The sequence below is a fragment of the Pseudomonas sp. GM84 genome, from assembly GCF_000282535.1.
Classification (GTDB): domain Bacteria; phylum Pseudomonadota; class Gammaproteobacteria; order Pseudomonadales; family Pseudomonadaceae; genus Aquipseudomonas.
Genome location: NZ_AKJC01000100.1, coordinates 1 through 5,344 on the forward strand (window position 1 = coordinate 1; position 5,344 = coordinate 5,344).

The following is a 5,344-nucleotide window of genomic DNA, read 5'->3' on the forward strand; positions in this document are numbered from 1 at the left end:
AGCCGGCTTGCCGGCGAGAGGGCCGGAACAGGCGAAGCACCTACTTAAATGGCCCGACCTTTGGTCAGCCACCCGACTCGGGCGCATTTTTCATGTATGATATGCGCCCTTCCAAAAGCCTGACTGTCCGAGAACACCCCATGCAGCTTTCTTCGCTCACTGCGGTTTCCCCTGTTGACGGCCGTTACGCCGGCAAAACCCAGGCCTTGCGCCCCATCTTCAGCGAATTCGGCCTGATCCGTTTCCGCGCCCTGGTCGAAGTGCGCTGGCTGCAGCGCCTGGCCGCTCACCCACAGATCGGCGAAGTGCCGGCGTTCTCCGCCGAAGCCAACGCCCTGCTGGACAGCCTGGCCACCGACTTCAAGCTCGAGCACGCCGAACGCGTCAAGGAAATCGAGCGCACCACCAATCACGACGTCAAGGCGATCGAATACCTCCTCAAGGAGCAGGCCGCCCAGCTGCCTGAGCTGGCCAAGGTCAGCGAGTTCATCCACTTCGCCTGCACCAGCGAGGACATCAACAACCTGTCCCACGCCCTGATGCTGCGCGCGGGTCGTGATGATGTGCTGCTGCCGCTGATGCGCCAGATCGCCGAGTCCATCCGCGCCCTGGCCCACGCCCACGCCGACGTGCCGATGCTGTCGCGCACCCACGGCCAGCCGGCTTCGCCGACCACCCTGGGCAAAGAACTGGCCAACGTCGTGTACCGCCTGGAGCGTCAGATCGCCCAGGTTGCCGCCGTGCCGCTGCTGGGCAAGATCAACGGCGCCGTGGGCAACTACAACGCCCACCTGTCGGCCTACTCGCAGATCGACTGGGAAGCCAACGCCCGCGCCTTCATCGAAGACGAGCTGGGCCTGGTGTTCAACCCCTACACCACCCAGATCGAACCGCACGACTACATCGCCGAGCTGTTCGACGCCGTCGCCCGCTTCAACACCATCCTCATCGACTTCGACCGCGACGTCTGGGGCTACATCTCGCTGGGCTACTTCAAGCAGAAGACCGTCGCTGGCGAAATCGGCTCGTCGACCATGCCGCACAAGGTCAACCCGATCGACTTCGAGAACTCCGAAGGCAACCTGGGTATCGCCAACGCGCTGCTCCAGCACCTGGCCAGCAAGCTGCCGATCTCGCGCTGGCAGCGTGACCTGACCGACTCCACCGTGCTGCGCAACCTGGGCGTGGGCTTCGCCCACAGCGTCATCGCCTACGAAGCCAGCCTCAAAGGCATCGGCAAGCTGGAAGTCAACACCGCACGTATCGCCGCCGACCTGGACGCCTGCTGGGAAGTGCTGGCCGAGCCGATCCAGACCGTCATGCGCCGCTTCAACATCGAGAACCCCTACGAGAAGCTCAAGGAGCTGACCCGTGGCAAGGGCATCACCCCTGAAGCGCTGCTGACCTTCATCGACGGCCTGGACATGCCAGCCGAAGCCAAGGCCGAACTCAAGCTGCTGACCCCTGCCAGCTACATCGGCAACGCGGCAGCACAGGCCAAACGCATCTAAGCGGACCGTCGCGTTCAACGCCCGGCCTCGCCGGGCGTTTTTATTCCCGGACGAAAATTACGTTTTTTCAATAGGTTGAACATGAATCCTGATACTCCACTTCAGCTGCTCGGCGGCATCTCGGCCCGCGAATTCATGCGCGACTACTGGCAGAAGAAGCCGCTGCTGGTGCGCCAGGCCTTCCCGGACTTCGAAAGCCCGATCGACCCCGACGAACTGGCCGGCCTGGCCCTGGAAGAGGAAGTCGAGTCGCGCATCGTGCTCGAGCATGGCGCCCACCCGTGGGAACTGCGCCGTGGCCCGTTCAACGAAGACACCTTCGCCGAGCTGCCGGAACAGGACTGGACCCTGCTCGTCCAGGCCGTTGACCAGTTCGTGCCGGAAGTGGCCGAGCTGCTGGAGCAGTTCCGCTTCCTGCCAAGCTGGCGCATCGACGACGTGATGATCAGTTTCGCCACTCCAGGTGGTAGCGTCGGCCCGCATTTCGACAACTACGACGTGTTCCTGCTGCAAGGCCACGGCAAGCGCAACTGGAAGATCGGCCAGATGTGCAACAGCGACAGCCCGCTGCTGCCCCACGCCGACCTGCGCATCCTCGCCGAATTCGAACAGAGCGGCGAGTGGACCCTGGAGCCTGGCGACATGCTCTACCTGCCACCGCGCCTGGCCCACTACGGCGTGGCCGTCGACGACTGCCTGACCTACTCGGTCGGCTTCCGCGCGCCGAGCGCTGCCGAAGTGCTGACCCACTTCACCGACTTCCTCGGCCAGTTCCTGCCGGACGAAGAGCGCTACAGCGACGCCGACGCCGAGCCTGTCAGCGATCCGCACCAGATCCAGCACGATGCCCTCGACCGCCTCAAGGCGCTGCTCGACAAGCACATGGGCGACAAGGACCTGCTGCTGACCTGGTTCGGCCAGTTCATGACCGAGCCGCGCTACCCGGAGCAGGTCGTCGGTGAAGAGCTGAGCGAGGAAGAGCTGATCGAAGCCCTCGAAGATGGCGCAATCCTGATCCGCAACCCAAGCGCGCGCATGGCCTGGTCCGAGCTCAACGACGACCTGATGCTGTTCGCCAGCGGTCGCAGCTGCCCGCTGCCGGCCAAGCTGCGCGAACTGCTGAAGCTGGTCTGCGCCGCCGACGCCTTGCACATCGACAACCTCGGCGAATGGCTGCAGGATGAGGATGGCCTTATGCTGGTACAGCAACTGATCAACCAAGGGAGCCTGGGATTCGCCAATGAATAAGATTCGTGTGCGCCTCGCCGACTGGCAGAAAGACAACGCCGACATCCGCCGCATCCGCGAAGCCGTTTTCGTCGCCGAACAGCACATTCCGCCGGAGCTCGAATTCGACTCGGAAGACCAGGAGGCCCTGCACTTCCTGGCCCTGGAAGGTGATTACCCGATCGGCACCGCGCGCCTGCTGGCGGACGGCACCATCGGGCGTATCTCGGTGCTCAAGGACTGGCGCGGGCTGAAGGTTGGCGATGCACTGGTCAATGCGGTCATCGTCGAGGCGCAAAACCGTGACCTCAAGCAGCAGATGCTCAGCGCCCAGGTGCATGCCACGCCGTTCTACGAGCGCCTTGGCTTTCGCGTAGTCAGCGAGGAGTTCCTGGAAGCCGGCATCCCGCACGTGGACATGGTGCGCGACTCCTGCGAGTTCGCCTGATACACCTCGCCGGCCCCTTCGCGGGACAAGCCCGCTCCCACAGGTATTTCACTCTCTTCAAGAACAGTGACTACCTTGTGGGAGCCGGCTTGCCGGCGATGAGGCCAGTGCCGACAACACATCCAGACCCGCAAAAAGCTGTACATCCATCCAGATAAAACTTGCCTCTGCGCCCCCGCTTGCGCATCCTAGTGCCCATCATTCCCGATGAAGCATTTGCGGCCATGCGCCTGTTCCTCTGCGAAAAACCTTCCCAGGCAAAAGACATCGCCAAAGTCCTCGGCGCCCAGCGCAAGGGCGACGGCTGCTGGCAAGGCACCGACGTCTGCGTGACCTGGTGCATCGGCCACCTGCTCGAAACCGCCCCACCCGACAGCTACGACGAACGCTACAAGCGCTGGAACCTGGCCGACCTGCCGATCATCCCGGAAAAGTGGAAGATGCAGGTGAAGCCCAAGACCGCCAGCCAGTTCAAGGCCGTCAAGCGCCTGCTCGGGGAGGCACGCGAGCTGGTGATCGCCACCGACGCCGATCGCGAGGGCGAGATGATCGCCCGCGAGCTGGTCGAGCACTGTCGCTACCGCGGCCCGATCCAGCGCCTGTGGCTGTCGGCACTGGACGACGCGTCCATCCGCAAGGCCCTGGCGCGCCTGCTGCCCGGTCAGGAAACCTTCAATCTGTATCACTCGGCACTGGGCCGCTCGCGCGCCGATTGGCTGATCGGCATGAACATGAGCCGGCTGTTCACCCTGCTTGGCCGCCAGTCCGGCTACCAGGGCGTGCTGCCGGTGGGCCGGGTGCAAACCCCGACCCTGCGCCTGGTGGTAGACCGTGACCGCAGCATCGCCGATTTCGTGCCCGTGCCGTTCTGGGCCATCGATGTGCAGCTGGAACAGGCCGGCCAGGTTTTCAACGCCCAGTGGCGCGCGCCAGAAGACGCCTGCGACGATCAAGGCCGCTGCCTCGACCAGGCACTGGCGCAACAGGCTGCCAGCGCCATCGGCAACGCCGGCACGGCGCGGGTGCACAAGGTTGTCACCGAACGCGTGCGCGAGGCCGCGCCGCTGCCTTTCGACCTTGGCACCCTGCAGGAGCTGTGCTCGAAGAAGTTCGGCCTCGGCGCCCAGGAAACCCTCGACATCGCCCAGTCCCTTTACGAGACCCACAAGCTGATCACCTACCCGCGCAGCGACTGCGGTTACCTGCCGGTCAGCCAGCACAGCGAAGCGCCGGGGATCCTCGCTGCACTGCAGCGCGCCGACGCCAGCCTCGCGCCGCTGCAGGCGCACCTTGAACCCCAGCGCCGCTCGCGGGCCTGGAACGATGCCAAGGTCAGCGCCCACCACGGCATCATTCCCACGGCCGCAGCCAGCGACCCCTCGCGCCTGCCGGCCAAGCACAAGGCCGTGTACACGCTGATCCGCGCGCGTTACCTGGCGCAGTTTCTGCCCAACCATGAATACGACCGCACCCAGGCCGAGTTCGACTGCGCCGGCCACGCCCTGCGCGCCGTAGGCAAGCAGATCGTCGAGCCCGGCTGGCGCCGCGCCCTGCCCGAGGCACTGACCCCGGGCAAAGGCCGTGAGGCGCCGCCGGCCCAGGTACTGCCGGCCTTGCACGAGGGCCAGGATTGCGCGGTCCAGGGTCTGCAACTGAAAGACCTGTGGACCCAGCCCCCCAAGCCATTCACCGAAGGCGACCTGATCAAGGCCATGAAGAACGTGGCCAAGCTGGTGGAGGACCCGCGCCTCAAGCAGAAGCTCAAGGAAACCACCGGTATCGGCACCGAGGCTACCCGCGCCAGCATCATCCAGGGCCTGCTCGACCGCGGTTACCTGGTCAAGAACGGCAAGGCCCTGGCTGCCACCCCGGCCGCGTTCAGCCTGATCGACGCCGTGCCCCGCGCCATCGCCGACCCCGGTACCACCGCCATCTGGGAGCAGGCGCTGGACATGGTGCAAAGCGGGGAAATGAGCCTGGAAGAATTCGTCGCCCGGCAGTCGGCGTGGATGGGCAAGCTGGTGGAGCGCTGCCGGGGCATGCGCATGAGCATCAGCGGGCCGGCGGTGGGCAAGACGGCGCCGTGGAAGAAAAAGCGTCGTACCAATGGCAAAGGCAAGGCTGACGGCAGCGGGGCCAAAGCGGCTGGGGGCAAGCC

At 65.0% G+C, this 5,344-nt stretch carries 4 protein-coding genes; all 4 read left to right on the forward strand.

Going from position 1 to position 5,344, the window contains the following annotated elements; genetic code table 11:
• Positions 1–140 precede the first annotated feature (140 nt).
• Positions 141–1,511 (forward strand): adenylosuccinate lyase, encoded by a 1,371-nt coding sequence (purB, locus tag PMI38_RS08810; RefSeq protein WP_008092880.1) that lies wholly within the window; start codon positions 141–143, stop codon positions 1,509–1,511.
• Positions 1,512–1,592: 81 nt separating this feature from the next.
• Positions 1,593–2,759: a ribosomal protein uL16 3-hydroxylase gene (locus tag PMI38_RS08815; RefSeq protein WP_008092881.1), complete on the forward strand. Its 1,167-nt coding sequence runs from the start codon at positions 1,593–1,595 to the stop codon at positions 2,757–2,759.
• A complete protein-coding gene (locus PMI38_RS08820) occupies positions 2,752–3,186 on the forward strand; it encodes a GNAT family N-acetyltransferase (RefSeq protein WP_008092882.1) in 435 nt (144 codons plus the stop codon). The genes PMI38_RS08815 and PMI38_RS08820 overlap by 8 nt, the downstream gene beginning before the upstream one ends.
• 224 nt (positions 3,187–3,410) lie before the next feature.
• A partial coding sequence (locus PMI38_RS08825; RefSeq protein WP_008092883.1) for a DNA topoisomerase III occupies positions 3,411–5,344 on the forward strand: 1,934 nt, incomplete at its 3' end.